The sequence below is a fragment of the uncultured Algibacter sp. genome (genome assembly GCF_905480415.1).
Taxonomy (GTDB): Bacteria; Bacteroidota; Bacteroidia; order Flavobacteriales; family Flavobacteriaceae; genus Algibacter_B.
In genome coordinates this window covers 18,147-43,313 of record NZ_CAJQQI010000011.1, presented here as the reverse complement: position 1 = coordinate 43,313, position 25,167 = coordinate 18,147, and the positions used below count along the sequence as shown (strand labels likewise).

Below are 25,167 nucleotides of genomic sequence, written 5' to 3'. Positions count from 1 at the left end.
AACAAAAAAAGTTTCCAAAGTTTTATGTTTTTTTTAACACTTAAATTAGTTTGATACTTTTTAATATGATGAATTACTTTATTTTTGTTTTATGCTTTCAATAGAAAAATACCAAGAAGAGTTTGTAAAATATTTAGAGGAATATTCTAATTTTAAAGAACCAAAAGGTCTTTACGAACCCATTGATTATATATTAGGTTTAGGAGGAAAAAGACTAAGGCCAGTTTTAACCTTAATGACTGCTGATATTTTTAACGGCGACTATAAGAAAGCATTAAATGCAGCTCTAAGTGTTGAAGTGTTTCATAACTTTTCTTTAGTTCATGATGATATTATGGATGATGCGCCATTGCGTCGAGGAGAAAAAACGGTGCATGAAAAATGGGATATAAATACGGGGATTCTCTCTGGTGATGCCATGTTAATTATGGCGTACCAGCTTTTTGAAAATTATGAATCCACGACCTTTCAATCGCTAGCAAAATTATTCGGTAAAACGGCTTTAGAGGTTTGTGAGGGCCAGCAGTACGATGTGGATTTTGAAACAAGAAACGATGTTACTATACCCGAATATTTAAAAATGATTGAGTACAAGACAGCAGTTTTGGTTGGTGCTGCCATGAAAATGGGAGCTATTGTGGCTCATGCATCAGAGGATGACCAAAATAACATCTATGAATTTGGTAGAAATTTAGGTATTGCATTCCAGTTGCAAGATGATTATTTAGATGCTTTTGGAGATCCTAAAACGTTTGGAAAACAAGTTGGTGGTGATATTATTGAGAACAAAAAGACTTATTTATATCTTAAAGCTTTAGAATTTTCAAATGAAAGTGACCGCTTAGAATTAAGTCAATTATTTGAATCTAACCCTGAAAATGTTAATACCAAGATTGAGTTGGCGAAACAGTTTTTTGTTTCTACAGGATCAGCTCAAGCCACAAAAGAAGCTATTGAAGAGTTTACAAAACAAGCCTTTTCAGGATTAGAAGCATTAAATATTTCAGAAGATAAAAAACACTTGTTAAAAACTTTTGGTAATAATTTAATGAATAGAACAGTCTGATGCAGTTACCAAATACGTTTGAAAGTTTAATTGAAGAAGCCAATCAATTAGATCTGTATAGAAAATTAATTCTTCAGCTTAATAAAGATTTTCTTTTAGCTAATATTGATTTAGATTTTCACGAAGAAGTCTTGCCATCAAGTTTAAAACTGATACTTCATGATACGGTTTATAAACTCATACAAGAAAAATTTACCGAATATTTAAATTTACTTTATATTATTGATGTTCCAGAAAAACAAGTAAAAGCTTTAGACGGTGATGATGTCTTTAAATTATCTGAAGAGGTCTCCTTTTTAATATTAAAACGCGAATGGCAAAAAGTGTGGTTTAAAAAGCACTATTAATTTTTAAGTAGGATAAATTTGTCCTATTTAAAAATTCTTTATATATTTGTCTCAAATAAATTAGCCGAATGTTTTCAAAAGCTTGCGAATATGGTATTAAAGCTGCAATTTTTATTGCAACAAAATCTTATGAAGGTAAGCGTGTAAGCCCTAAAGAAATTTCTGCTGAAATTGATTCGCCTCAAGCGTTCACTGCTAAAATTTTACAAGCCTTAGTAAAACACAACATTATAAACTCTGTAAAAGGGGCTTATGGTGGTTTTGAAATTGATAAAACAAATATTGGTAACGTTAAGTTATCCCAAATTGTAAATGCTATAGATGGAGATAGTATTTACAGTGGATGTGGTTTAGGCTTGGAGAAATGTGATGAGAATCATCCGTGTCCTGTGCATGATAAATTTAAAGGAGTTAGAGATGAACTTAAACATATGTTGGAAGAAACTAATTTAGAAGAATTAGCACTGAATATAAAATCAGGAGCTTCATTTTTAAAGCTTTAAAAAAAATTTGAATATAAATAGGATAAATTTATCCGAAATAAATAAAATAGTCATGGTAACATTACAAAAAAATTTAGAAAAACAAATAGGGCAATTCGTAGCCGAAGATTATAGAACAGCGGCTGTTTTTTCAAAATATAAAATTGATTTTTGCTGCAACGGTAATAGAACAATTAATGAAGCTTGCGAAAAAAAAGGACTAGATAGCAACGTTTTATTAGATGAGTTGGATAGCGTTTTAAATGCTAAAGGAGAACAGTCCATAGATTACAAATCGTGGCCGCTAGATTTATTAATTGATTATATTGAAAAAAAACACCACCGTTACGTAGAAGCAAAAATTCCAGTTTTACGTCAGTTTTTAGATAAATTATGTAGTGTTCATGGAGAGAATCATCCAGAATTATTTCAAATAAATGAACTGTTCACAGCATCGGCCAGCGAGTTGGCAGCGCACATGAAGAAAGAGGAGTTAATACTATTTCCTTTTGTTAAAAAAATGGTGAATGCTAAATTAGAGCAAGGGGCAGTACAATCGCCACAGTTTGGAACCGTTGAAAGCCCAATTGCGATAATGATGCAAGAACATGATAATGAAGGCGAACGTTTTAGACAAATTGCAGATCTCTCCAACAACTATAATCCACCAGCTGATGCTTGTAATACCTATAAAGTAACATTCGCTATGTTGGATGAATTTGAAAAAGATTTGCACTTACACATTCACTTAGAAAATAATATTTTATTCCCTAAGGCCATAAAACTAGAGCAACAATTTGTTTAAATAATAGCTAGAATGGGTTAAACCGTTTTGCTAGTTTGTGATTTATAAATTCCAGAAAGGGCAACTTTTCTGGAATTTTTAATTATCAATATATTGTATCGGGTGACTGTATTTATTATTTAGAAAAAGATTAAAAGTCTTTCTTTTTTGATTTGAATACAATTCTTAAAACAGGTAATATCACCCAAGCTGTTAGCATTATAAAGGACACAATTAAACCAAAACTAGTGCCGAAGAATTGTTTAAAAATTGCTCCGGTATAACCAAGTAATGCAGAAATATCGAGTTTTAAAAGAATAAGTGTTCGTGATAAATCTATGGGATTAAGCATGGTGCCAACTAATGAAAGTTTATCTAACGGATAGTCTTCAAATAATATAAGAGACATTAAAAAAATGCCATCGTAGATAATAGCTAGAAATAGCCAAAGCAAGATAGCATACCCAAAACCTTTAATTTTATTTTCATTAGATAAGGCTATGTTAAAAGCGAGTGCTGTAAATATTAATGTTAGGAATGTTCCTGTAATAAGTAATAAAGAGAAATCCCAAATAGCAGATGATTTAAATAGACCATAAAAAATAAACGGAATGCCTAACCCTAAAATTAAACTCATGGACAGAGAAATGGCGACACCAAGATATTGTCCTAAAAATATGGATGATCGTTTTAAAGGTTGTGCCAGTAATAACTCCGTAAATTCTTTAGAATTATAGTAGTACATGACGCCAAAAATGGTTCCTATTAATGGGACTAAAACAATAATAACATTCATTAAAGTGATAACTGCTTTGGAAAGGTCATTGTTTAAAAATAACAGTACACTACCAAGCAATAAATAGAATGAAAAATACACGTAACTCCAACGGCTACGAATTAAATCGTAAAAACTATATTTTAATATTTTAAGCATGGTTTTCTGTGAGTATTGATGCTATTGCATGTTCGAAATCTTGTTGATTGGTCTTGGTTTTTAATTCTGAAATTGAGCCTTTAAAGTAGATTTTGCCTTCTAGAATAAATACAATTTCATCTGAGACTTCTTCAACAAAACTCATAATATGAGAGGTAATGAGTATGGTTTTGCCTTTGGCTTTTTCAGCTTGAATTAAACCCTTTAACCTTATCAAAGAAATGGGGTCTAATCCTGTTGTAGGTTCATCTAAAATAATTAATGGACTATCAAACATAAAGGTTAGGACTAGGTTTACTTTTTGTTTAGTTCCTCCGGAAAGATTACCTAGTTTTTTATCTAAAAAGGGTTCAAGCTTAAAAAGTTGTATTAAGCGTTCATCTTCATGAGTAGGTTTGCGTAAATCTTTAATCATTTTAATTAATTCCTTAACCCGAAGATTACTAGGGAAGTTGGCAATTTGGGGTAAATAATCAATTTTATGTCTATAATCTGAATGCTGCTTAATGTTTTCTCCTAATACAGTAATATTGCCTTTGTTAGGAATTACCATGCCTAAAATTGATTTTATCAGTGTGGTTTTACCGGAGCCATTTGGTCCTAGAACTGCAAAAATTCCGCCATCAGAAATGGTTAAATCAACACCACTTAAAACTTGATTCTTTCCAAATTTTTTATGTACATTTTCAATTATTACCATGTTAATTTTTTTATTTGTGGGTTGTTGTCCAATAAATCATCTGGTGTAAATACAGGTGATACTTTTTCTGAAAAATCAATAATATCTATAAACATACTGCGCAATAAAATGATAGTTTCTGGTGTACGATTTACAATGTATGAAAATAGTTTTACTGGTCGGTAAGGCACATCCCCAATGCCGTTTTTGTCTAGGTCGTAACCCGTGTAATTACTCCAATAATTTTTATCAAATTCATTGTCGTTCACATTGCTATTGTAAGCAATATCAAAAGAGTTGTACAAAAAGTTGTTTTCTGTAAATTTATTAGTGTAACATGCACCTTTTACCTTAACTGCCCAACCATTATTAATAAAAGTATTTTGCTTATAATTGATACGGTTTGAGCCTTCTATATTAATGCCAATGGTATTGTCTTCAAAAGTGTTGCCTTCAATTTCGCCGTCATTTATTTCTTTAAGTAACATACCGTAAGAGGCCGTCCCCCAATTTTCTTTAAAAATATTGTTGTACATTTTAATACGTTTTGAAAACATTACAGCTACACCAGCTCCATTATTTTCGAACGTGTTATCTTGATAAGTATCGTCGTTAGAAAACATAAAGTGTAATCCGTAACGCACATTTAGTGTACTTACATTATTTTTAATTAAACAATCATCAGAAAATTCTAAATAAATACCATCTCGAACATGCTGTACAAAATTATGTTCTATTTGCACATTTTTACTATACCACAACTGTATGCCATTGCCTGAATTGTATTCTTCCACAGCATCACCAATTATTTTATTATGAAACACTTTTCCGTTTCTTGATTTTTCAATATAAATTCCGAAGAACAATTTCTCTAAAACTAAATTCTGAATGAGAAAGTTTTTGCTTTTTCGAACTCTAATGGCTGCATAGTCTTCGGTATAACTTGTGCCTACGTTAATTATGAATAAGCCATCAACCGTAACATTATCGGAAATAATGGTGATAATTTCACCTTTTAGTTCACCGTCAATTACTGGGTATTTCTCACCAATAATAGTTAATGGTTTATTGACAAGAATATCATGTTCTTTATAAGTCCCTTTTTTAACTATAATGGTATCAAAATCTTTAGCTTGTATTATCGCATCTTTTATAGACGAAATAGGGCAGGTTTTGCAAACCTCAATAGTTTGGGCAATAGTGGAGCTAGCCATTAAAATGGCAGTTAGAAAACTGAATAAATTTCTCATGATTACTAGTCTTTAAATTTTACTAGTAAAGTTTCCCATGTATACAAATCACCTCCTTTTTCAGCTTGAAATGTCTCAGCATCTGTCTTGTTTTTAAATGCACTAAGAAACGCTCCCATTGGACTTGGGATATTGTCGCTTATTAAAAACGTAGCTTTTGTAGCATCAATTAAAGCTTCAGGTTCTGTGTAATTGTTAGACAAGTACAATTCAATTTCAGAAGTGTCAAAATCTTCCATGAAGTTAATCAGGCATTCGGTGGCATCGAATTTATAGACTTTCCCTTTTTTGGTAACTACTTCTGCAGCATGAACCTTATCGACTATGGTCATTTTACAAAAGTGACAGCCATCGCCACCATAATCTATGGCCTTTGGAGACACATTACAATTTAAAAATAACAAGAGTAATGCAAGAGTTGAATAGTGTTTTGGTGTTTGCATTGTTTTAGTGTTTTATTGTTTTTTTTGACATCTATGCCGTGGATTTATTTTTCTTACCTACAAAATAAGCTAAAAATCCTGAAGCAATACCTAATCCTAAAAATAATGCACCAAATTGTGGATAAGAATGTGCTTTAAAGTTTAAGATGTCTTTAGTTCCAAAAAGCGGAGGTTGAAAGCCCATAACAGTGCCATCTTTGTTGGTAAACTTCATAATGGCTTTGGGGTCTAAATTATGTCCATAGTCATGTTCCCATAAATAGAAATCGTACATGCCTGCAGCACTTAAAACAAGCATTAGTATAAACCATCCTAAAAACCATTTATAGTTGCCTTTCCAACCAATAAGCAAGCCTATAAAACTTGTTATTAGTATTCCTGTTGGAAAAATTTTGAATTCGGGAATAGCCTCGGGAATATACTGCATACCCACATAATGATTCATTAAATTAATGTTTTTAATGTCGTGTGGATGAACATCAGAAAAATCATTTACATGGATATTCATTGCTAATGGTGTAGGATACTGAGGTGCTTCTAGAGTAATTCTCCAAAGCGGAAAAAGAAACAATCCTAGAGGTAGCAATGCGGCTACAATCATAATTATATTTTGCTTTTTCATAATTCTAAGTCTATGGTATTTTATATTTTTAGCATTAAATGATAAAGGCGAGAGCGAAAAGTCCACTCTCGCCTTAGTTAGAGAAATAAACACTAAAACAAAATCCCTCTAAGCTTTAAAAACTGTTTACTCTATGTCTTCTCCCATTGACCAAATTAATGGTGTGTTAGCATTTGCAGCCGATACTCTTATGTAACCTTGCATTTCTTGGTGTAATGCAGAACAGAAATCAGTACAATAGAATGGCCATACACCAACTTTTGTTGGTTCCCAAACTGAGGTTTTAGTTTGTCCTGGCATAATTAATAATTCAGATGTATTTTGTCCAAGTACAGCAAAGCCGTGAGGTACATCAAAATCTTGTTCTAAATTGGTGACGTGGAAATAAACTTTATCTCCTAATTTAATACCTTCAATATTATCTGGTGAGAAGTGACTTCTAATAGTCGTCATATAAATATGAACTTCATTACCTTTTCTCACTACTTTAGTGTCGTCATCAGATTTAGCAGCATAAGGGTGCTTGTTGTCTTCTAAGTCGTAGATTTTCTGAGAACGTTCCTTTATAAGATCTGCTCGCATGGCTGCAGCATAGTGAGGCTCTCCGTGTGTTGGGAAATCTAAAAGTAATTCCATTTTATCACCGGAAATATCATATAATTGTGCAGAGTGCTCCATTTCTGGACCAGTTGGTAAGTATCTATCTTTTGTGATTTTATTCATGGCAAACATGTATTTACCTTGAGGTTTTCCAGAGTTTCCTCCAGGAATGGTTAAGTGACCAACAGAGTAATAGGTAGGTTTTCTATCTATAACTTCCCAAGTACCTAATTTCCATTTTACAACTTCAGAAGAAATAAAGAATGTTGTGTAAGCGTTTCCTTTTCCATCAAACTCGGTATGTAAAGGTCCTAATCCTGGTTGCTCTACTGAACCTGCTAAAACATCTTCAAATTTTAAAATTGGAATTCCATAAGCTTCACCATCAAACTTTTCACCTTCAATAGCAGCTAGCATTTTTGTAAATGAATGAACCGTTAAGTTGGCAGATAATTTACCATTACCTACAATGTACTCTCCAGAAGGATCAACATCACAGCCGTGAGGTGATTTTGGTGTTGGTAAGAAATATACAGCTCCAGGAACTTCTGAAGGATTAACTACACGTACTTCTTTTTTCATAGTAGAGGTTGCTGTGTGTGTATGCTCATCATATACATTATGTGCATAATCAGCTGGCATCATAGTTCCACCGCCATTATTTACGTATTCTTCAATTTTTTTCCAGTTTACAGCAGCAATAAAATCTTTATCGTTTTGAGATGCGTTAACCTCCAATAAGGTACTTGCTTCTTCCGTGTTATAAGTCGTGAAGAAGAACCATCCGTGAGATTTTCCACGTCCAGGGTGTGATAAATCATAGTTGAAACCAGGCATTAGTACTTGGAATTTTATATCCATATTACCCGTTTCTGGTGCTACACTAATAAATGATAAGGCCCCTTGAAAATTACCCTTATATTCTTTTATTGGCATATCGCGTTGTGGAATTGGTACAGAAAAACGTGTACCTGCAACTACATACTCTGTATTTTCAGTAACAAATGAAGAACTGTGGTTACCTGCACTATTTGGCACTTCGATAATTTCAGTGGTTTCAAATGTTTTTAGATCAATTTTTGCAATTCTAGGTGTGTTGTTTTCATTTATAAAAATGAAACGACCATCTATTTCTCCCGCAGTTTGCGAAATGTCTGGATGGTGAGAATCTCCCCAAGGTATAAACCCATGAGAAGTATTCAACATTGGTTTTGTTTCTTCTGAATAACCATACCCAGAGGTTGGAAATTGAGAAAACACAGGGATTTCCTTAAACATTCTTCCAGATGGTAAACCGTAAACTGTTAAGTTACCGCTATAACCACCAGAGATAAAGGCATAGAATTCGTCGTATTCACCCGGTGCTACATATACTTTTTCTGCTACGTTACTAGATAAGGCACCAGATTGACCGTTAGTTTTGCCTGAGTTATTACAACTTGTAAATGCAGCAAAAATCATTGCAATTGCAATAGTTGATGTTAGTCTTTTTTTCATTTTAGTATAGTTTTAATTAGTGTTTATATTATTCAGTTGGTGGTAATAGAACTTTATCGATGACATGAACTATTCCATTTCCAGCTTTTACACTTCCAAGTATTTTTGCGCCTCCAATCATAGGTTCACCATCTACAACATCAATTTTTACATATTGGTTGTTGGCCTGACCTAGTTTTTTAAATTTCTTTAAAAAGTCTTTAGAATAGTTTCCAGGAGTAACATGATACTTTAAAATATTAGCTAGAGCATCTTTGTTTTCTGGTTTCAATAAATTTTCGACGGTACCTTCTGGTAAAGCTGCAAAGGCATCATTAGTAGGTGCAAATACCATTAAAGGTCCAGCATTTACTAAAGCGTTTTCTAGAGATGCTGCTTGCACAGCTGCAACCAAAGTAGTATGGTCTGGAGAGCCAATGGCTATGCTTAATACTGTTGGTGTACTTTCATCGTCTGTAATAAATGCCTGCCCCGTTTTTTTATTTGCCGTGGTTTCAGCCTCTGTAAACAATGAGTTCGTTGAAGCATCTTGGGTTTCGTTTTTGCACGCAGCAAATGCTAATAAGCAGAATACGCATATAAAAATTTGTTTAAGTGTTTTCATCTATCTTGGTTTTTAGTTGGTTTTAGTTGTTCCCGTTATTATAATGTTCTAAAATATTCTAATACAGCTCTGGCATCTTCTTCTGATAAGTTTTGATTTGCCATTGGTGATCCATTAAACTCCATAAGTAATTCTTTTGCTAATGGGTCTTTTTTAACCATCTCGTCGGGGTTTAAAATCATATTCATAACCCATTCTGGAGATCTACGTTCAAAGATCCCTGCTGGTGGAGGGCCAATGAATTTTTTATTAGTTCTGTGGCAAGCTGTACACATTTTTTTAAATACATCAGCACCGTGAGTTACCATGGTCTGATCTATCTCTGCGTTTAAAGCCATAGATGTAATAGGGCCAATACCTTTATTGGATAAGTCTACTCTTTTTGAAGCTGGAATAGTTTCAGCTTTTTTTACAACTTTTTCTGTGGCTTCCTTTTTTTCATAAGAGAACCCTTCCTTCTTTTTTTCTTCTTTACCACCGCAACTAATTAGCAGTAATACAAATAATCCCGTTACAATGTTTAGTGCTTTTGTCATAAGTATTAATTTTATGAAGCAAAATTATGGTGTATTCACAGAAAATAGTATGATAAAAATCATATTTAAGATGAAAATATCTTTTTTAATTTGTACTTAATTTAAAATATTAATTGATGCTCTCGAAATCATCAAAATATGCTATTAAGGCTGTATTGTTTTTAGCGATACACAGTAGTGAAGAAAATAAAGTTATAGTTAAGGATATTGCTAAACCTACTAATGTTCCGCAAGCTTATATTGCCAAATTATTGCAAGAATTGGTTAAAGCGGAAATAGTGACTTCTGTTAGAGGCCCAAAAGGAGGCTTTTATTTAAATGAAACCAATTTGGGGCATTCAATCATGAGTATTGTAAATGTAATAGATGGTGAGGATAAGCTAAATTCTTGTATGATGAGTTTAGAAAAATGTAATGAAGAGAAACCCTGTCCTTTACATTTTGCCTTAAGCGATTCAAAAAGTCAAATATTAAAAAGTTTAAGATCTAAGACTATTAAAGATGTTGTAAAAGAAGTTAAATTAGGAGCATCTTTTCTTCCGCTCTAAAAATAGAATCTAACAAAAGGCGCCCAAGCGTCAGCATAGATGCTTTTTTCATCGTCATATAAAACGTCATATCTAATTCCAAAAGTGACATTGCCATTTCGGTAACCTGCACCCAGATATAAAGCCGGTATCCAGTAATTATCATCAGTAATATTCAAATTACCATTGTAGCGTCTATTAACATTAAGTTGTTCAAATTCTGCTGAAAGTTGTAGGCCTTGAATTGGATTATAAAGCCCAATTAAACTTCCTCCCAAAATAGTTGATTTGTAAAAACTTTTTTGATTGTTAAAAGTGGCATTTAGCCCCAAACCAAGTGAAACGTTTTTGTCAAATTCATAAATGCCACTAGGTGCAACAGTTGCACTGAAAAAGTTGTCTCCAAAGTTTAACCCTAGTCCGCCACCAAAGCGCACATGATTCCAGAAATTGCTTTTGATTTCTTGAGCTTTGATATTTTGAAAGCAACAAGAGATTATAATTAAAATAAGCGCTGTTTTTTTATTAATTGATAGAATTAAATTCATGAGAATGAGTGATAGTTAAAAACTTAACAAGTAAAAGTGAATTCGTTAAATATGTGATATAGGCCATAAATATAGTTAAAGAAACATGTAATTTTGGTAAAAGTTGTATTTTTGAAAAACATTTTGACTAACCTACACGGGATTAAAAATAGCAATGGATAAATTTTCATTTTTAAATGCAGCACATACAGCATATTTTGCTGATTTATACGAGCAATATCTACAGAACCCAGATGCGGTAGAACCAAGTTGGAGAGCCTTTTTTCAAGGGTATGATTTTGGTAGTGAGAATTCCGGTTTAGATGGCGAGTTTATTGAAAGTGTTTCAACCGAAATACCAGAACAAGTTCAAAAAGAATTCAATATTGTAAGGCTTATTGATGGATACAGAATGCGGGGGCATTTGTTTACAAAAACGAATCCTGTTAGAGAGCGAAGAAGCTATTCCCCAACTTTAGAGATTAGTAATTTTGATCTTTCTGAAAGTGATTTAGATACCGTTTTTAATGCGGGAGAAATATTAGGAATCGGCGCTAAAACCTTACGTCAAATCATTACGCATTTAGAAAATATTTATTGCAGTTCTATTGGAATGGAATATATGTATTTGCGTAATCCTGAGGTTATAAAGTGGTGGCAAGAGCAATTAAACAAAAATGATAATCAGCCTAATTTTTCAGTTGAAACTAAAAAATATATTCTTTCAAAACTAAATCACGCGGTTACGTTCGAAAACTTTTTGCAAACTAAATATGTGGGTCAAAAGCGATTTTCGTTAGAAGGGGGAGAATCTTTAATTCCAGCTATTAGCAACGTACTTTTTTATGCCGTTGAAAAATTTGGTGTTAAAGAATGTGTTTTAGGAATGGCACATAGAGGGCGTTTAAGTACACTTGTAAATATTTTTAGAAAACCAGTAAATGAACTTTTTAGCGAATTTGATGGTAAAGATTTTGAAGACGAAAGCATTGATGGTGATGTAAAGTATCATTTAGGATTGACTTTGGATAAAACCTATCAAAACGGAAAAAGCATTAAAATGAATTTGGTTCCAAATCCATCTCATTTAGAAACTGTTGCTCCTGTAGCCGAGGGTATTACTCGAGCAAAAATTGATGCTGATTATGGTGGTGATGATTCTAAAATTTTACCAATAATTGTGCATGGGGATGCTGCTATTGCTGGACAAGGAATTGCTTATGAAGTGGCACAAATGAGCCAATTGAATGGTTATAAAACGGGAGGAACTATTCATATCGTTGTAAATAATCAAATAGGCTTTACAACTAATTATTTAGATGCCCGTTCAAGTACCTATTGTACCGATGTTGCTAAAGTAACCTTATCGCCAGTATTGCATGTTAACGCCGATGACGCTGAAGCAGTTGTTCACGCGGTGGAAATGGCCTTAGAGTATAGAATGCGATACAAAAAAGATGTTTATATTGATTTATTGGGTTATAGAAAGTATGGACATAACGAAGGTGATGAGCCTCGTTTTACACAACCAAAATTATATAAGGAAATAGCTAAACACGCTAATCCATTTAAAATATATTCAGATAAATTAATTGCTGAGAATACAATTGATAAGGCATATTTAGATAAAATTGTTTTAGATTTCAAAGCCACTTTAGAACGTGAATATGAGAAATCTAAACAAGTAAAGTCTTCTAAAGTTAGAGAGTTTATGCAAGAGCGTTGGACAGATTTTGAGCGCGGAAGTTTAGAAGACATGCTTGAAGTAGAAAATACGTCTTACACAAAAGGTAAATTGGAAAATATATCTAAAATAGTTTCAACCGTACCAAAAGGTGTTAAGTTTTTGCGTAAAGCCGTAAGGATTTTGGATGGTCGTGCAAAAATGGTTTTTGAATCCGATACACTAGATTGGGGAATGGCTGAAACATTAGCTTACGGAAGTTTACTTGAAGAAGGATTTAATGTGCGCATTTCAGGTCAAGACGTAGAACGCGGAACGTTTAGCCACAGACATGCTATTTTACGTGATGAAATATCTGAAGAACGAATCAATCTCTTAAACACCAATCCAGAAAATAAAGGTAAAATGGATATTTATAATTCCTTTTTATCAGAATATGGTGTTCTTGGATTCGACTATGGATATGCTATGGCCAATCCTAATACCTTAACTATTTGGGAAGCTCAATTTGGAGACTTTAGTAATGGTGCTCAAATTATTTTTGATCAATACTTATCAGCAGCAGAAGATAAATGGAAATCACAAAACGGTATTGTTGTATTATTACCACATGGATATGAAGGACAAGGGTCTGAGCATTCATCTGCAAGAATAGAACGCTATTTGCAGTTATGTGGGAATGATAATATGATTGTTGCAGATTGTACTACACCTGCTAGCATCTTTCATATATTACGACGTCAAATGAAACGCGATTTTAGAAAACCTTTAATAGTTTTTACACCTAAGAGTTTATTGCGTCACCCTAAAGCCACTTCATCAATAAATGAATTAGCTAATGGTAATTTTGAAGAGGTTATCGATGATATAATCGATTCAAAACATGTAAAGAAGTTAGTTTTTTGTACAGGTAAGTTTTATTACGATTTACTAGCCGAAAGAGAATTGTTGGAAAGGAACGATGTGGCTTTAGTAAGAATAGAACAACTATTTCCTTTGCATTTGGAAAGAATTCAAGAAGTCATTAACCGGTACCCAAATGTTGAGAATTATATATGGGCACAAGAAGAACCAAAGAACATGGGAGCTTGGAGCCATATGGTACAACGTATGGATTTGGTTAAATTAGAAGTTGCATCTCGACCATATAGTTCAGTACCTGCGCCAGGATCAAGCACTAGGGACAAAAGAAGACAACGTCGCGTTATTGATGAAGTGTTTAAAAATTAAAAGAAAAAGAGAATCTAATTGATATACAATTAAAATTATAAAGAATGATTTTAGAAATGAAAGTGCCTTCGCCAGGGGAATCTATTACAGAGGTAGAAATAGCAGCATGGTTAGTTGAAGATGGAGATTATGTTGAAAAAGACCAAGCAATTGCTGAGGTAGATAGTGATAAAGCAACTCTAGAATTGCCAGCTGAAGTCAGTGGAATTATAACCCTTAAAGCGGAAGAAGGTGATGCTGTAGAGGTTGGTGCAGTAGTATGTTTAATTGATACTAGTGCTGAAAAGCCTGCAGGTGATGAAGCTCCAAAAGAAGGATTGAAAGAAGAAGCACCTAAGGCTGAAGCACCTAAAGTAGTAGCTGTTGAAACTAAAACCTATGCAACTGGTTCTGCGAGTCCGGCTGCTAAAAAGATTTTAGCTGAAAAAGGCATGGATTCTAGCTCTATTTCTGGAACAGGTAAAGATGGAAGGGTGACTAAAGATGATGCTGTAAATGCAGTACCATCTATGGGAACACCTGCAGGAGGAAGCAGAGGTGCTTCAAGAAGTAAAATGTCTATGCTGCGTCGTAAAGTAGCAGAGCGTTTAGTAGAGGTGAAAAACACAACAGCCATGTTAACTACGTTTAACGAGGTTGATATGTCGCCTATTTTTGCATTACGTTCAGAATACAAAGAAACTTTTAAAGCAAAACATGGTGTTAGTCTAGGGTTTATGAGTTTCTTCACTTTGGCCGTAGTTAGAGCTTTAGAGATGTATCCAGCAGTAAACTCCATGCTGGATGGAAAAGAAATGTTGTCATATGACTTTTGTGATATAAGTATTGCCGTTTCTGGGCCAAAAGGATTAATGGTTCCAGTAATTAGAAATGCTGAAAACTTAAGTTTTAGAGGTGTTGAATCTGAAGTTAAACGTTTAGCAATTCGTGCAAGAGATGGTCAAATTACGGTTGACGAAATGACTGGAGGAACATTTACTATCACAAACGGAGGGGTTTTTGGAAGTATGTTATCTACACCAATAATCAATCCACCACAAAGTGGAATTTTAGGAATGCATAACATAGTTGAACGCCCGGTTGCTATTGACGGTAAGGTTGAGATAAGACCAATTATGTTCGTAGCATTATCATATGATCATAGAATTATTGATGGAAAAGAAAGTGTCGGTTTTTTAGTAGCTGTTAAGGAAGCTTTAGAAAATCCAGTTGAATTATTAATGAATAATGGTGTTAAAAAAGCTCTAGAGCTTTAGTTTTAATAAAACTTTATAAAAAAGGGTGTTGCATTATTTGTGCAACACCCTTTTTTAGTCAAGGCCTAACGCACCAAGTCGAGCTATATAAAATATACAGTAACATTAATAGTGATAACTATTACAACTAGAATGGTTAATCCTATAAATAAATATTTATTAAAAGTATTATCCTCTTTTCTCATTTTGAGTTTTTAAGTATTGGATTAAATTTAAAAAACTCATCACCATTATAGTGCAGAGTAACTAAAAAATTCTCTCTCAAAAGAATTAATTAATAGCAACTGTAAATCTAGTATGTATTAAGGAGAAAAAAAATACGCACTTCTGCATATTTTTGAGGCTTCTTTGTTGTGAAAGAAAGTTATATACAAAACGAAAGCTCTAAATCATTACAATTTAGAGCTTTCCTAATTCTCCCTAAGAACTAATTAATAGCATTGTAAAGATAAACTGTTTAAGTGATATAGGAAATACGTACTTCTACGTATTTTATAATTTCAATGGTCAGTATTACAAAAAATCCTTATTTTAAGTAGCCCAAATAGAAAGGGAGGTAGCTTTATTCTCTAATTTAAGTTTATGTATAATATTACTGCGATGTTTATCTACAGTTCTAACAGAAATTGATAATTCATCAGCAATATCTTGACTTGTTTTATTTTGTGAAATCAGCTTAACAATTTTTAATTCAGCTCTGTATGGCATTCTTAAGTCAAGAATGGCGATTTCTGGTTTAAATTTAACAATAGATGTTTCATTTAGATTTAGAGAGCCGTTTAAATTACTATTAATTTATAATTTTAAATATAGATACTTCTTTTCATAATCTATAACCCCTTTTGCTTTTTTTAAAATATCTGCACCAATAATGCCGTCAACAGGTTTTGAGTTATGATTAACAAGCGCAGTATTTACATGAGTTAGATTAAATAAAACTAAAACAACTTTATTGTTGGTCCACTTTCCAATTTTAACTTTATTTTTATTTGATGTTTTAGTCTCCATATCAATAGCTCCGGCCCCTGCAGCTTTAATTAAGGAGTCTTCTGCTTTAAGTTTAAATGTTTCAATAGCTTCAAACCCGACACAAGAACTTGATGCTCCTGTATCTAAAATAAACAATCCCTTTTTTCCATTTATGGTGGCTTTTATTTCAAAATGATTTGTTTTGGTGAGGTGTAATTTTACCTTGGTATAGCCTTTTTGCTCAAGAAATTGTTGCAGCGTTTCCATGTAATTAGTTTTAAACAAATATAATCATGTAAAAACGATTATTTTTACAGAATGGTATAACATAAAATTTTGACTTTGATTATTACAGATACCCACACACATTTATATAGCGAAGCTTTTGATGAGGATAGAAATGAAATGATTAATCGTGCTATTGAACAAGGTGTTTCTAGGTTTTTTATTCCAGCTATAGATTCTACATATACAGATTCAATGTTTCAGCTTGAAAAAGATTATCCTGAACATGTTTTCTTAATGATGGGTTTGCATCCAACACATGTTAAAGATGGTTATAGAAAAGAGCTTAAACATGTGGAGGACATGCTCGCAAAACGAAAATTTTATGCAGTAGGTGAAATTGGAATTGATTTGTATTGGGATAAATCAACCTTAGATATTCAGAAAAAAGCATTTAAACATCAAATTCAATTAGCGAAGCAATATAAACTCCCAATTGTTATTCATTGTAGGGAGGCTTTTGATGTCATTTTTGAAGTTTTAGAAGCCGAAAAAAGTGATGATTTATTTGGGATTTTTCATTGTTTTACAGGAACTCTTGAACAAGCACGTCAAGCCATTTCTTATAACATGAAATTAGGAATAGGTGGTGTGTCAACTTTCAAAAATGGAAAAATAGACCAGTTTCTAAATCAAATAAATGTAAATCATATCGTTTTAGAGACGGATGCACCTTATTTGGCTCCTGTGCCCTACAGAGGTAAACGTAATGAAAGCAGTTATATATTGAAGGTTTTAGAAAAGCTATCAGATATATATAATATTTCTCAAGAGGACATTGCAGAAATAACGACTCAAAACTCAATAGATGTTTTTAAAATTTAAATCATGATTAAATCTAAAACAAGTATACTCCTTATATATACAGGTGGAACCATTGGGATGGTAAAAGATTTTAAAACGGGCTCTTTAAAAGCCTTTAATTTTAAAAACCTTTTAGACAGAATTCCAGAATTGCAACTTTTAGATTGTAATATAGATACAGTAACTTTTAAAAAACCAATAGATTCGAGCAATATGAAACCAGAGTATTGGGTGCGAATTGCCGAAATAATTGAAACTAATTATAACAAGTTTGACGGTTTTGTAGTATTACATGGAAGTGATACCATGAGTTATACTGCATCGGCTTTAAGTTTTATGCTGGAAAATTTAGCAAAACCTGTGATATTTACCGGGTCTCAATTACCTATTGGTGATTTACGCACAGATGCTAAAGAAAATTTAATCACATCTATTCAAGTGGCTTCAATGCAATATAAAGGTAAGCCCGCAATTAAGGAAGTATGTTTGTATTTTGAATATAAATTATACAGAGGTAACCGGACAATCAAACTTAATGCAGAACATTTTCAGGCGTTCGCTTCCTTGAATTATCCCGATTTAGCTGAATCTGGAGTGCATCTAAAGATTAATTATGAATATTTATTTAAACCAAATCTTAGAAAGAAACTTAAGGTTAATAAAAATTTAGATGAGAATATTGCAATTTTAAAATTATTTCCAGGTATTTCTAAGGCAGTTATAGAAAGTGTGCTTAATAGTGCAAATTTAAAAGCAGTTATTCTTGAAACGTATGGTGCAGGAAATTGTACTACCGAAAAATGGTTTATTGATATTTTAAAAATAACCATATCACAAGGCATACATATTATAAATATTACGCAATGTTCTGGTGGAAGTGTTATGATGGGGCATTATGAAACGAGCAGTACCTTGCTAAAAATTGGTGTAATCTCCGGAAAAGACATCACTACAGAAGCTGCTGTCGCTAAATTGATGTATATGTTGGGACAAAATATTTCTGGTAACACCTTCAAAACCATATATGAAGCTCCTTTGCGTGGAGAAATGACTTAAAATTAACTCTTAAAATTTTAGTCTTCAAAGTTTTTTTTGTTATTTGAACCCCGGTAATTAAATTTAGAGAGGTGGCCGAGTGGCTTAAGGCGCACGCTTGGAAAGCGTGTATGCGTTAATAGCGTATCGAGGGTTCGAATCCCTTCCTCTCTGCTGTTTTTTTTATTTTTAATTACTTTTTTTTTATATCTTTAACCCTTTAACTAATAAAATTAAGATCGAAACATGAAAAGATTATTTTCTATCCTTGCCATAACAGTAATGGTGGCATTCGGAACTGCTAATGCAACTACAATTGCTAACGCTAGTACATCTGTAACAACAGTTACAACAATGACACAAGATGACGCACCCGCTGAAGAACTTGGATTTCATCAAGAATTAAAAAAGAGATTTATTGAGGGGGGACCAGGCTTTATGGGTATTGTATTATTATGTTTAATTCTAGGATTGGCAATTGCTATAGAGAGAATTATCTTTTTAAACTTATCAACTACAAACACTAAGAAATTAACTCAAGATGTTGAGGATGCTTTATCTTCAGGTGGTGTTGAAGCTGCTAAAGAAGTTTGTAGAAATACAAAAGGACCTATCGCATCCATTTACTATCAGGGTTTAGATAGAACAGATGAAGGTTTAGATGCTGCTGAGAAAGCTGTCGTAGCTTACGGTGGTGTTCAAATGGGTCAACTAGAGAAAAATGTATCTTGGATTTCGTTATTTATCGCACTTGCACCAATGCTTGGTTTCATGGGAACGGTAATTGGTATGATTCAAGCATTTGATAAAATTGAGGCTGCCGGAGATATGCAACCATCACTTGTTGCTGGTGGTATTAAAGTAGCACTTTTAACAACGGTATTTGGTTTAGTAGTAGCCATCATACTTCAAATTTTTTACAATTATATTATTGCTAAAATTGATAGCATTGTTAACGATATGGAAGATGCTTCTATCACGTTAATGGATCTATTAATTAGAAACAAGAAATAATAATATAATTAAATAAAAGAATTATGGGTTTACATAAAATTTTAAAAATAGTAGCTTTTGCCCTAGCTATTATTGGTGCCATTGTTGCACTAATAATTATCGCGGGAGATGAAGATACAGCTCTAAGTATGAGCGGTAATATGCTATTGATAGCTTATGCAGTATTAAGCATAGTGCTTCTGTTAGTTTTATTATTTGTAATCAAAGGATTGTTTGCTGGAGATATTAAAAAGACTTTAATGACAGTTGGTGCATTTGCAGCGGTAATCATCATATCTTATTTTATATCATCAGGTTCAGATTTAGATTTACAACCTTTTAATGATAAAGGATTGGGAATTACGGAATCGATATCAAAAAATGTAGGAGCAGGATTAAATGCTTTTTACATTCTTGCTGTAGTTGCAATCGGCTCTATGCTTTTTGGTGGAGTTAAAAAAATGTTTAATAAATAAATTATGGCAAAAAGAGCAGCACCAGAAGTAAATGCAGGCTCCATGGCCGACATTGCTTTCTTATTATTAATATTCTTTTTAGTAACAACAACTATCGAAACAGATTCTGGTATTAACAGAAAACTTCCTCCTATGGAAGACTCTGACGAAGATGTTATTATCAAGCAAAAGAACATCTTTACGGTTTTATTAAATGGTAAAGATCAATTACTTGTAGAAGATAATATAATGGAACTGAAAGATTTAAGAGAAGCAGCCAGAGAGTTTTTGGATAATGGTGGAGACGGATCATGTAATTACTGTCAAGGTAAAAAAGACCCTTCATCTTCAGATAATCCTGATAAAGCTATTATTTCTTTAAAGAACGAACGAGAAACATCTTATAAAACATACATTGCAGTTCAAAATGAATTGGTTGCTGCATATAATGAGTTAAGAGATGTTAGAGCCGAAGCCGAATATGGTATGCCATTTACAGAAATGGAAGCTAATTATAAGGATGTAAATTGGCCAGGGAATAAAGTCAAGCTTAAAGAGAAAATTGATCAAATAAAGGTTGATTATCCTCAAAAGCTTTCAGAAGTACAATAGATTAAAATTGAACATTTATAGATATGTCTAAATTTAATAAGAAAAAAAGTGGCGATCTGCCAGCGGTTAATACAGCATCATTGCCTGATATCGTATTTATGTTATTGTTCTTTTTTATGGTTGCCACAGTGATGAGGCAAAACACCTTAAAAATTGCAAATAATTTACCTTTCGCCGATCAAGTTGAGAAACTTGACAAAAAAGATTTGGTAATGTATATATACGCAGGTCAACCGAGTCAAAATTACAAACAGTATGGTACAGAAGCTAGAATACAGCTTAATGATGACTTTGCTAGTGTAAAAGATATTGCTGCTTTTATTGCCCAGGAGCGCGCTTCCAAGCGTGAAGAGTTAATTCCATTTTTAACTACAGCCTTAAAGGTTGATGGTGATGCCAATATGGGATTAATTGGTGATATAAAGCAAGAACTACGTAAAGTTAATGCGCTTAAATTAAACTACACAACCAAAAAGGGTAGTGTGTTTGGAAGAGATTAATTTTATATTCTTAATTTTATATAAAGGCGCTTTGAAATCTCAAAGCGCCTTTAATTTTTTTGGATACTTCACAATTTTAATTAGTATTGTGAGGTGATATAATAACTCTCGTAATAGTAGTCTTAGATGAGATATCTTTTTTTTGTCTTGTTTTGTTTATCAAGTATTTCTTTTTGTTATACTCAAGAGAATACGGTTAAAGAAGTTGATTCACTTTATAAAGAAGATCAATTTTATGCAGGTGTCACCTATAACTTATTAGGGAGAAAACCTGAAAAACTTAATCAGAGTGGTTTTTCATTAGGTTTCCATTTAGGGTTCATTAAAGATATGCCTATTAATAAAGATAGAAATATTGCCATAGGCATCGGTTTGGGTTATTCAACAAATTCATTTAATCAAGACCTTTTTATTAATAAAAATAACGCAAATGTATTTGAGTACAGCATTATAGAGGATAGGCAAACGTACTCAAAAAATAAATTTTCAATTCATTTAATAGAAATACCCATAGAGTTTAGGTGGCGGTCATCAACACCCACTGATTACAATTTTTGGCGTATATATACAGGATTTAAGTTTGGTTATACCATAGCAGCTAATTCAAAATATGAAGGTGATTTGGGACGCATTAAATATACCGATAACACCGATTTTAACAAGTTTCAATATGGACTTACGCTAAGTGCCGGATATAACACTTGGAACATTCACGTATATTATGCTTTAAATTCAATATTCTCCGAGAATGCGAAAATAAATGGCGAGAACTTAGATGCCCATGCTATTAAAATAGGACTAATGTTCTACATATTATAACCAATAGCTAACTAGTATGAGTTGGGGCATTAACCCTATAAAAACTCCTAAAATTAACTCTTTATAAGTATGTGCTTTTAAATGTAATCTGGATGTGGCAATAGCTCCCATTATTATACACATTAAAGCGAGTGTTCCATTTATATTAATGCTAAAGTGAATACTAAGGGCTATGAAAAACATAAATACTCCAGAAACAGCTATCATGTGAATACTTGCTTTAAACTTCATGATAACAAGTAATAAACAGGCCATGTTAGATATAAGAATCCCCACAAAGAAAAAGTAAAGCTCAATGGCCTGAGTTGGTGTTAAAATACGTTGCAAAACTATTAATATAACAATGCCATTAAGTAATAAAGGATAAATACGCTCTTTAGTTGTTTCAAGGTTAATGGTATTAACTACTCCAACTGTTTTTAATAACAAATACAGCAAAATAGGAAGTATAACAGTTAATATAAAAAGAGACACCATTTTTGCTTGAATAATATCAAATGGAATGTAACGAGGTGATTTTGAAAAGTAGAAAATGACGCCCAATAAAGGCATTATTAAAGGATGGAAAACATATGAAATACTCTTTAATAGTTTATCCATTATATTTTTTTACGTAAACGTGCTACAGGAATGTCTAATTGTTCTCTATATTTTGCAACAGTACGTCTGGCTATAGGATACCCTTTTTCTTTTAAGATAGAAGCTAAATTCTCGTCGGTTAAAGGCTTTTTCTTATTTTCTTCTTCGATAACAGTCTCTAGAATCTTCTTTATTTCTCTTGTAGAAACGTCTTCTCCCTTATCATTTTTCATCGATTCAGAAAAGAATTCTTTGATCAACTTCGTACCATATGGTGTGTCAACATATTTACTGTTTGCAACTCTTGAAACCGTGGAGACGTCCATATTTATTTCATCTGCAATATCTTTAAGAATCATAGGCCTTAAATTGCGTTCATCACCAGAAAGAAAATATTCTTTTTGGTAATGCATTATGGCGCTCATGGTTACAAATAAAGTTTGCTGACGTTGTTTTATAGCTTCAATAAACCATTTGGCAGCATCCAGTTTTTGTTTAATAAAGATTACCGCATCTTTTTGTGATTTCGACTTGTCTTTGGCATCTTTATAGCCCTTGAGCATATTATTGTATTCTCTGGAAACATGTAGCTCTGGTGCGTTTCTTCCGTTTAGTGTTAACTCTAATTCACCATCAACAATCTTAATTGCAAAATCTGGTACAACATGTTCTACAATTCTGTTATTTCCAGCATAAGAGCCTCCTGGTTTGGGGTTTAAATGCTCAATTTCAGATATGGCATCTTTTAACTGAATTTCAGTAATATTAAATTTATGAAGTAACTTTTTGTAATGCTTTTTTGTAAATTGATCAAAGGCATTATCAATAATATTAACAGCTAATTCTGTGTCTGCTGTTTTTTCTTTTCTATGTAATTGAATACTTAAACACTCTTGTAGATTTCTTGCACCAACTCCTCCGGGGTCTAGTTGATGTACTATTTTTAAAACGTTTTCAATTTGTTCTTCAGTAGTATAAACGTTTTGTGTAAAGGCCAAATCGTCCATAATATCGCTTAGTTCTCGTCTTATATAACCGCTTTCATCAACACTCCCAACTAAAAACTCAGCAATATCGCGTTCTTCATCAGAAAGTCGATACGTGTTTAATTGATTTTTTAAATGTTGCGTAAATGAGGTTCCCGCTGCATAAGGCATTGTTTTTTCTTCATCATCACTACTGTAATTATTGACTTGCGTTCTGTAATCTGGGATTTCATCATCACTTAAATACTCATCAACGTTAATGTCTTCTGTGTTTATTGATTCGTTGTCATCATAGTCGTCAGTAGAATTATCAAAATCCGAATCTAAGTCGTCTCCTTGACTCTCTTCTTTACCACCTTCTAATGCAGGGTTTTCCTCTAGTTCTTGCTTTAAACGTTGCTCAAAAGCTTGTGTAGGCAACTGTATCAATTTCATTAATTGAATTTGCTGCGGCGACAGTTTTTGTGATAATTTAAATTGTAAATATTGTTTAAGCATGCGGTTTATTCAGATTGTTTCTCAAAGATATAAAAAGGGATTAGTGTACCAAAGTCGTACCAAGATTCACTTTTCTTTATATTTTTTAAAATTCTGCGTTTTGTGGCGTTCTAGGGAACGGAATAACATCTCTAATATTACTCATGCCTGTAGCAAACATAACTAAACGTTCAAAGCCTAAACCAAAACCTGAATGAACTGCAGTTCCAAATTTGCGTAAATCTAAGTACCACCAAAGTTCTTCTTCAGGAATATTTAAAGCAGCCATCTTTTCTTTTAAAACATCCAGTCGTTCTTCGCGTTGTGCTCCACCAACTATTTCTCCAATACCTGGAAAAAGAATGTCCATAGCCCGAACGGTTTTACCATCTTCATTTAAACGCATATAAAAGGCTTTAATATTTGCTGGATAATCAAACAAAATAACCGGACATTTAAAATGTTTTTCTACTAGAAAACGTTCGTGTTCACTTTGTAAATCTGTTCCCCATTCATTTATTAAATATTTGAATTTCTTTTTCTTGTTAGGTTTAGAATTTCTTAAAATATCAATGGCTTCAGTATAACTAACACGTTTAAAATTGTTGTCTGTAACAAAGTTTAATTTTTCAATTAAAGTCATATCGCTACGCTCTACCTGAGGTTTTGTTTTTTCTTCATCTTGAAGACGTTTGTCTAAAAACTCTAAATCTTCACGATTGTTATCTAAAACATATTTAATAACAGATTTCATAAAGTCTTCTGCTAAGTCCATATTTCCAGCTAAATCCATAAAAGCGACTTCGGGTTCAATCATCCAGAATTCAGCTAAATGGCGTGATGTATTTGAATTTTCAGCTCTAAATGTTGGTCCAAAAGTATAGACTTTACCTAAAGACATGGCATAAGTTTCGGCTTCTAACTGTCCTGAAACGGTTAAATTGGTTTCTTTTCCGAAGAAGTCTTTTGAATAATCAATGTTTCCGTGATCATCTAGCGGCGGGTTTTTAGCATCAAGACTTGATACTTTAAACATTTCGCCAGCCCCTTCAGCATCACTACCAGTAATAATTGGTGCATGCATATAATAAAATCCATTATCATTAAAGTATTTATGAATACCGAATGAAAGTGCTGAACGTAATCGCATTACTGCACTAAACGTATTTGTTCTGGTACGCAGATGTGCATTTTCTCTAAGAAATTCAAAAGAATGTTTTTTTGGTTGAATGGGATAAGTGTCAGGGTCAGAGTCTCCTAAAATTTCTAATTCACTAACTTGAATTTCAACTTTTTGTCCCTTACCTTGACTCTCAACTAGTTCGCCTTTAATATGAATTGCGGCTCCAGTTGTAACTCTTTTTAATAAGGATTCGTCAAAGTTTTCAAAATTAACAACACACTGAATATTATTAATTGTTGAACCATCATTTAGAGCGATAAAACGATTGGCTCTAAAGGTTCTTACCCAGCCTTTAATTTCTACCTCTGGTATAATAATATCTTCTGATAATAATTCTGAAACAGTTTTCAAAGTCACACATTTTTAAAATTAATAGTGTAAATATAAAGGTTTCATTTATCA

At 32.8% G+C, this 25,167-nt stretch carries 28 protein-coding genes and 1 tRNA gene; 15 read left to right on the top strand and 14 right to left on the bottom strand.

Going from position 1 to position 25,167, the window contains the following annotated elements; all coding sequences use genetic code 11:
* Nucleotides 1-91 precede the first annotated feature (91 nt).
* From QZ260_RS01075 to ric, 4 genes are all read left to right on the top strand, one after another.
* A complete protein-coding gene (locus QZ260_RS01075; RefSeq protein WP_295981786.1) occupies nucleotides 92-1,066 on the top strand; it encodes a polyprenyl synthetase family protein in 975 nt (324 codons plus the stop codon).
* Nucleotides 1,066-1,413, top strand: a complete 348-nt coding sequence (locus QZ260_RS01070; RefSeq protein WP_295981784.1) for a hypothetical protein — start codon at nucleotides 1,066-1,068, stop codon at nucleotides 1,411-1,413. The genes QZ260_RS01075 and QZ260_RS01070 overlap by 1 nt, the downstream gene beginning before the upstream one ends.
* Before the next feature lie 68 nt (nucleotides 1,414-1,481).
* Nucleotides 1,482-1,916, top strand: a complete 435-nt coding sequence (locus QZ260_RS01065) for an Rrf2 family transcriptional regulator (protein ID WP_295981781.1) — start codon at nucleotides 1,482-1,484, stop codon at nucleotides 1,914-1,916.
* A 52-nt stretch (nucleotides 1,917-1,968) separates the two neighbouring features.
* Nucleotides 1,969-2,700, top strand: a complete 732-nt coding sequence (gene ric / locus QZ260_RS01060; protein ID WP_295981778.1) for an iron-sulfur cluster repair di-iron protein — start codon at nucleotides 1,969-1,971, stop codon at nucleotides 2,698-2,700.
* Nucleotides 2,701-2,830: 130 nt separating this feature from the next.
* On the opposite strand, the gene QZ260_RS01055 is transcribed toward ric, so the two are convergent.
* The 8 genes from QZ260_RS01055 to QZ260_RS01020 all read right to left on the bottom strand — a co-directional run bounded on the left by QZ260_RS01055 (nucleotide 2,831) and on the right by QZ260_RS01020 (nucleotide 9,844).
* Nucleotides 2,831-3,613 carry an ABC transporter permease gene (locus QZ260_RS01055; RefSeq protein WP_295981776.1) on the bottom strand — a complete coding sequence of 261 codons (783 nt, stop codon included), beginning with the start codon at nucleotides 3,611-3,613 and terminating at the stop codon, nucleotides 2,831-2,833.
* Nucleotides 3,606-4,313 carry an ABC transporter ATP-binding protein gene (locus QZ260_RS01050; protein ID WP_295981773.1) on the bottom strand — a complete coding sequence of 236 codons (708 nt, stop codon included), beginning with the start codon at nucleotides 4,311-4,313 and terminating at the stop codon, nucleotides 3,606-3,608. The genes QZ260_RS01055 and QZ260_RS01050 overlap by 8 nt, the downstream gene beginning before the upstream one ends.
* Nucleotides 4,307-5,542 carry a nitrous oxide reductase family maturation protein NosD gene (locus QZ260_RS01045; protein ID WP_295981770.1) on the bottom strand — a complete coding sequence of 412 codons (1,236 nt, stop codon included), beginning with the start codon at nucleotides 5,540-5,542 and terminating at the stop codon, nucleotides 4,307-4,309. The genes QZ260_RS01050 and QZ260_RS01045 overlap by 7 nt, the downstream gene beginning before the upstream one ends.
* A 5-nt stretch (nucleotides 5,543-5,547) precedes the next feature.
* Nucleotides 5,548-5,985, bottom strand: coding sequence for a nitrous oxide reductase accessory protein NosL (locus tag QZ260_RS01040; RefSeq protein ID WP_295981767.1), 438 nt, complete (start codon nucleotides 5,983-5,985; stop codon nucleotides 5,548-5,550).
* A gap of 31 nt (nucleotides 5,986-6,016) precedes the next feature.
* Entirely contained in the window at nucleotides 6,017-6,607 is a 591-nt protein-coding gene (locus tag QZ260_RS01035; RefSeq protein WP_295981765.1) for a hypothetical protein, read from the bottom strand.
* Between the two features lie 126 nt (nucleotides 6,608-6,733).
* Nucleotides 6,734-8,704, bottom strand: coding sequence for a Sec-dependent nitrous-oxide reductase (gene nosZ / locus QZ260_RS01030; RefSeq protein WP_295981762.1), 1,971 nt, complete (start codon nucleotides 8,702-8,704; stop codon nucleotides 6,734-6,736).
* Nucleotides 8,705-8,732: 28 nt separating this feature from the next.
* Nucleotides 8,733-9,308 carry a fasciclin domain-containing protein gene (locus QZ260_RS01025; protein WP_295981759.1) on the bottom strand — a complete coding sequence of 192 codons (576 nt, stop codon included), beginning with the start codon at nucleotides 9,306-9,308 and terminating at the stop codon, nucleotides 8,733-8,735.
* Nucleotides 9,309-9,346: 38 nt separating this feature from the next.
* Nucleotides 9,347-9,844, bottom strand: a complete 498-nt coding sequence (locus QZ260_RS01020) for a cytochrome c (protein WP_295981757.1) — start codon at nucleotides 9,842-9,844, stop codon at nucleotides 9,347-9,349.
* A gap of 116 nt (nucleotides 9,845-9,960) precedes the next feature.
* On the opposite strand from QZ260_RS01020, the gene QZ260_RS01015 reads away from it, so the two are divergent.
* Nucleotides 9,961-10,392, top strand: coding sequence for an Rrf2 family transcriptional regulator (locus tag QZ260_RS01015; RefSeq protein WP_295981754.1), 432 nt, complete (start codon nucleotides 9,961-9,963; stop codon nucleotides 10,390-10,392).
* On the opposite strand, the gene QZ260_RS01010 is transcribed toward QZ260_RS01015, so the two are convergent.
* Nucleotides 10,389-10,919 (bottom strand): alpha-ketoglutarate decarboxylase, encoded by a 531-nt coding sequence (locus tag QZ260_RS01010; RefSeq protein ID WP_295981752.1) that lies wholly within the window; start codon nucleotides 10,917-10,919, stop codon nucleotides 10,389-10,391. The genes QZ260_RS01015 and QZ260_RS01010 overlap by 4 nt on opposite strands.
* Before the next feature lie 154 nt (nucleotides 10,920-11,073).
* Here QZ260_RS01010 and QZ260_RS01005 point away from each other — a divergent pair, with 154 nt between their 5' ends.
* Nucleotides 11,074-13,812, top strand: coding sequence for a 2-oxoglutarate dehydrogenase E1 component (locus QZ260_RS01005; protein ID WP_295981751.1), 2,739 nt, complete (start codon nucleotides 11,074-11,076; stop codon nucleotides 13,810-13,812).
* A gap of 44 nt (nucleotides 13,813-13,856) precedes the next feature.
* Nucleotides 13,857-15,068, top strand: a complete 1,212-nt coding sequence (odhB, locus tag QZ260_RS01000; RefSeq protein ID WP_295981749.1) for a 2-oxoglutarate dehydrogenase complex dihydrolipoyllysine-residue succinyltransferase — start codon at nucleotides 13,857-13,859, stop codon at nucleotides 15,066-15,068.
* A 531-nt stretch (nucleotides 15,069-15,599) separates the two neighbouring features.
* On the opposite strand, the gene QZ260_RS00995 is transcribed toward odhB, so the two are convergent.
* Together QZ260_RS00995 and QZ260_RS00990 are read right to left on the bottom strand one after the other, a co-directional pair.
* Complete coding sequence (locus QZ260_RS00995; RefSeq protein WP_295981747.1) at nucleotides 15,600-15,776, bottom strand: helix-turn-helix transcriptional regulator; 177 nt, start codon at nucleotides 15,774-15,776, stop codon at nucleotides 15,600-15,602.
* A gap of 87 nt (nucleotides 15,777-15,863) precedes the next feature.
* Nucleotides 15,864-16,304: a retropepsin-like aspartic protease gene (locus QZ260_RS00990; RefSeq protein WP_295981745.1), complete on the bottom strand. Its 441-nt coding sequence runs from the start codon at nucleotides 16,302-16,304 to the stop codon at nucleotides 15,864-15,866.
* A gap of 75 nt (nucleotides 16,305-16,379) precedes the next feature.
* Here QZ260_RS00990 and QZ260_RS00985 point away from each other — a divergent pair, with 75 nt between their 5' ends.
* The 8 genes from QZ260_RS00985 (at nucleotide 16,380) to QZ260_RS00950 (ending at nucleotide 21,540) form a co-directional block, all read left to right on the top strand.
* A complete protein-coding gene (locus QZ260_RS00985) occupies nucleotides 16,380-17,147 on the top strand; it encodes a TatD family hydrolase (protein ID WP_295981742.1) in 768 nt (255 codons plus the stop codon).
* Nucleotides 17,148-17,150: 3 nt separating this feature from the next.
* On the top strand, nucleotides 17,151-18,182 hold the full coding sequence (locus tag QZ260_RS00980; RefSeq protein ID WP_295981740.1) for an asparaginase: 1,032 nt from the start codon (nucleotides 17,151-17,153) through the stop codon (nucleotides 18,180-18,182).
* Nucleotides 18,183-18,247: 65 nt separating this feature from the next.
* Nucleotides 18,248-18,335 (top strand) — tRNA-Ser (locus QZ260_RS00975).
* A 72-nt stretch (nucleotides 18,336-18,407) separates the two neighbouring features.
* The gene (locus QZ260_RS00970) at nucleotides 18,408-19,175 is read left to right on the top strand and encodes a MotA/TolQ/ExbB proton channel family protein (RefSeq protein ID WP_271560348.1); all 768 of its coding nucleotides are present in this window, start codon (nucleotides 18,408-18,410) and stop codon (nucleotides 19,173-19,175) included.
* Nucleotides 19,176-19,198: 23 nt separating this feature from the next.
* On the top strand, nucleotides 19,199-19,630 hold the full coding sequence (locus QZ260_RS00965; protein ID WP_271560350.1) for a hypothetical protein: 432 nt from the start codon (nucleotides 19,199-19,201) through the stop codon (nucleotides 19,628-19,630).
* Between the two features lie 3 nt (nucleotides 19,631-19,633).
* Nucleotides 19,634-20,221: a biopolymer transporter ExbD gene (locus QZ260_RS00960; RefSeq protein WP_271560352.1), complete on the top strand. Its 588-nt coding sequence runs from the start codon at nucleotides 19,634-19,636 to the stop codon at nucleotides 20,219-20,221.
* 23 nt (nucleotides 20,222-20,244) lie between these two features.
* Nucleotides 20,245-20,721, top strand: a complete 477-nt coding sequence (locus QZ260_RS00955; RefSeq protein ID WP_271560353.1) for a biopolymer transporter ExbD — start codon at nucleotides 20,245-20,247, stop codon at nucleotides 20,719-20,721.
* A 126-nt stretch (nucleotides 20,722-20,847) separates the two neighbouring features.
* Entirely contained in the window at nucleotides 20,848-21,540 is a 693-nt protein-coding gene (locus tag QZ260_RS00950) for a porin family protein (RefSeq protein WP_295981735.1), read from the top strand.
* Here QZ260_RS00950 and QZ260_RS00945 read toward each other — a convergent pair.
* The 3 genes from QZ260_RS00945 to asnS all read right to left on the bottom strand — a co-directional run bounded on the left by QZ260_RS00945 (nucleotide 21,535) and on the right by asnS (nucleotide 25,122).
* On the bottom strand, nucleotides 21,535-22,140 hold the full coding sequence (locus tag QZ260_RS00945) for a hypothetical protein (protein WP_295981733.1): 606 nt from the start codon (nucleotides 22,138-22,140) through the stop codon (nucleotides 21,535-21,537). The genes QZ260_RS00950 and QZ260_RS00945 overlap by 6 nt on opposite strands.
* The gene (gene rpoN / locus QZ260_RS00940) at nucleotides 22,140-23,603 is read right to left on the bottom strand and encodes an RNA polymerase factor sigma-54 (RefSeq protein ID WP_295981731.1); all 1,464 of its coding nucleotides are present in this window, start codon (nucleotides 23,601-23,603) and stop codon (nucleotides 22,140-22,142) included. Before rpoN ends, QZ260_RS00945 begins: the two co-directional genes overlap by 1 nt.
* Before the next feature lie 85 nt (nucleotides 23,604-23,688).
* On the bottom strand, nucleotides 23,689-25,122 hold the full coding sequence (asnS, locus tag QZ260_RS00935; protein WP_295981728.1) for an asparagine--tRNA ligase: 1,434 nt from the start codon (nucleotides 25,120-25,122) through the stop codon (nucleotides 23,689-23,691).
* Nucleotides 25,123-25,167: the final 45 nt, after the last annotated feature.

Bases quoted from the DNA above. Each gene is read 5' to 3' on its own strand.
- QZ260_RS01075 (WP_295981786.1), top strand. From the start codon at position 92: ATGCTTTCAATAGAAAAATACCAAGAAGAGTTTGTAAAATATTTAGAG.
- QZ260_RS01070 (WP_295981784.1), top strand. From the start codon at position 1,066: ATGCAGTTACCAAATACGTTTGAAAGTTTAATTGAAGAAGCCAATCAA.
- QZ260_RS01065 (WP_295981781.1), top strand. From the start codon at position 1,482: ATGTTTTCAAAAGCTTGCGAATATGGTATTAAAGCTGCAATTTTTATT.
- ric (WP_295981778.1), top strand. From the start codon at position 1,969: ATGGTAACATTACAAAAAAATTTAGAAAAACAAATAGGGCAATTCGTA.
- QZ260_RS01055 (WP_295981776.1), bottom strand. From the start codon at position 3,613: ATGCTTAAAATATTAAAATATAGTTTTTACGATTTAATTCGTAGCCGT.
- QZ260_RS01050 (WP_295981773.1), bottom strand. From the start codon at position 4,313: ATGGTAATAATTGAAAATGTACATAAAAAATTTGGAAAGAATCAAGTT.
- QZ260_RS01045 (WP_295981770.1), bottom strand. From the start codon at position 5,542: ATGAGAAATTTATTCAGTTTTCTAACTGCCATTTTAATGGCTAGCTCC.
- QZ260_RS01040 (WP_295981767.1), bottom strand. From the start codon at position 5,985: ATGCAAACACCAAAACACTATTCAACTCTTGCATTACTCTTGTTATTT.
- QZ260_RS01035 (WP_295981765.1), bottom strand. From the start codon at position 6,607: ATGAAAAAGCAAAATATAATTATGATTGTAGCCGCATTGCTACCTCTA.
- nosZ (WP_295981762.1), bottom strand. From the start codon at position 8,704: ATGAAAAAAAGACTAACATCAACTATTGCAATTGCAATGATTTTTGCT.
- QZ260_RS01025 (WP_295981759.1), bottom strand. From the start codon at position 9,308: ATGAAAACACTTAAACAAATTTTTATATGCGTATTCTGCTTATTAGCA.
- QZ260_RS01020 (WP_295981757.1), bottom strand. From the start codon at position 9,844: ATGACAAAAGCACTAAACATTGTAACGGGATTATTTGTATTACTGCTA.
- QZ260_RS01015 (WP_295981754.1), top strand. From the start codon at position 9,961: ATGCTCTCGAAATCATCAAAATATGCTATTAAGGCTGTATTGTTTTTA.
- QZ260_RS01010 (WP_295981752.1), bottom strand. From the start codon at position 10,919: ATGAATTTAATTCTATCAATTAATAAAAAAACAGCGCTTATTTTAATT.
- QZ260_RS01005 (WP_295981751.1), top strand. From the start codon at position 11,074: ATGGATAAATTTTCATTTTTAAATGCAGCACATACAGCATATTTTGCT.
- odhB (WP_295981749.1), top strand. From the start codon at position 13,857: ATGATTTTAGAAATGAAAGTGCCTTCGCCAGGGGAATCTATTACAGAG.
- QZ260_RS00995 (WP_295981747.1), bottom strand. From the start codon at position 15,776: ATGCCATACAGAGCTGAATTAAAAATTGTTAAGCTGATTTCACAAAAT.
- QZ260_RS00990 (WP_295981745.1), bottom strand. From the start codon at position 16,304: ATGGAAACGCTGCAACAATTTCTTGAGCAAAAAGGCTATACCAAGGTA.
- QZ260_RS00980 (WP_295981740.1), top strand. From the start codon at position 17,151: ATGATTAAATCTAAAACAAGTATACTCCTTATATATACAGGTGGAACC.
- QZ260_RS00970 (WP_271560348.1), top strand. From the start codon at position 18,408: ATGAAAAGATTATTTTCTATCCTTGCCATAACAGTAATGGTGGCATTC.
- QZ260_RS00965 (WP_271560350.1), top strand. From the start codon at position 19,199: ATGGGTTTACATAAAATTTTAAAAATAGTAGCTTTTGCCCTAGCTATT.
- QZ260_RS00960 (WP_271560352.1), top strand. From the start codon at position 19,634: ATGGCAAAAAGAGCAGCACCAGAAGTAAATGCAGGCTCCATGGCCGAC.
- QZ260_RS00955 (WP_271560353.1), top strand. From the start codon at position 20,245: ATGTCTAAATTTAATAAGAAAAAAAGTGGCGATCTGCCAGCGGTTAAT.
- QZ260_RS00950 (WP_295981735.1), top strand. From the start codon at position 20,848: ATGAGATATCTTTTTTTTGTCTTGTTTTGTTTATCAAGTATTTCTTTT.
- QZ260_RS00945 (WP_295981733.1), bottom strand. From the start codon at position 22,140: ATGGATAAACTATTAAAGAGTATTTCATATGTTTTCCATCCTTTAATA.
- rpoN (WP_295981731.1), bottom strand. From the start codon at position 23,603: ATGCTTAAACAATATTTACAATTTAAATTATCACAAAAACTGTCGCCG.